The sequence below is a fragment of the Pseudoblastomonas marina genome (assembly GCF_014641655.1).
Lineage (GTDB): Bacteria > Pseudomonadota > Alphaproteobacteria > Sphingomonadales > Sphingomonadaceae > Alteriqipengyuania_A > Alteriqipengyuania_A marina.
Window position 1 is genome coordinate 1 of the sequence record NZ_BMID01000013.1, and the last position, 1,211, is coordinate 1,211.

A 1,211-nucleotide genomic window follows, 5' to 3' on the forward strand; every position below is an offset into this window, starting at 1 on the left:
CAGGAATTTAGAGGGGAGCGGAGCGCCCTTCTATAGAAACCAAACCACTAATTAAATAGCTATAATAGCTATATTCTGCATTTTTTTTTTCAATGGCTAGGGGGCCCACTTATGCTACGAAGTCCACTCGGAGAGTGGCACATAAGGAAGGCAGAAGCCTTCGGCTAAGGAAGGCCCCCCGAAGGGGGGAAGTATCCCTGGCCTTCCCCCTCCCCTTCCCCACCCTGCAGTACTGCAGGGGGGGGCAGGTTTGCGGGGGGGGTAAAAATAATTAGACGCCTTGCGGCTCTATAGCTGTAATCTATATATATACATATACATATATATATTTATAGAAAATGTAAATTAAATTAATTGTTTTATTATAATAAATGGATTCAAATGACTAATTTAATAAGAAGTAATTTCCAGGATCATCCTTTTCATTTAGTATCTCCATCTCCTTGACCTTTAAATACTAGTGTTTGTCTATTAAATCTAACAACTACTGGTGCGTTATCTATGCATAATTTTAATAATATTCATTATTTATATTACATAGCTTTAATTGGACTAGTTTCAGCTATGTTTTTATGATTTAGAGATATAATATCTGAAGGAACTTTTTTAGGGGATCATACTCTAGCAGTGCAAAGGGGATTAAATTTAGGTATTATACTATTTATAGTATCTGAAGCTCTATTTTTTTTAGCTATCTTTTGAGCTTTCTTTCATAGCGCATTAACACCTACTGTTGAATTAGGAGCTCAATGACCACCTATAGGTATAGAACCTGTAAATCCTTTCGAATTACCTCTTCTAAATACAGTGATACTTTTATCTAGTGGTGCGACAATCACTTACGCTCATCATGCTTTAATTAAAGGAGAAAGAGAAGGAGCTCTATATGGTTCAATCGCCACTATTTTATTAGCAATAATATTTACAGGCTTCCAAGGTGTTGAGTATAGTGTATCATCTTTCACTATTAGTGATGGTGCTTTTGGTACATGTTTTTTCTTTTCTACAGGATTTCATGGGATACACGTTATAATAGGGACAATTTTCTTAGCGGTAGCTTTATGAAGAATATTTGCTTACCATTTAACTGACAACCATCATGTAGGTTTTGAGGGTGGAATTTTATACTGACATTTTGTAGATGTTGTTTGACTATTTTTGTACATTTCCGTATACTATTGAGGTTCTTAATAAAAATAATCGAGTAAGGT

1 pseudogene is annotated in these 1,211 nt (G+C 35.3%); it reads left to right on the forward strand.

What is annotated here, in order from left to right:
• Positions 1 to 588 precede the first annotated feature (588 nt).
• Positions 589 to 1,131 (forward strand): annotated as a pseudogene (locus tag IEW49_RS13350) (cytochrome c oxidase subunit 3).
• Positions 1,132 to 1,211 lie beyond the last annotated feature (80 nt).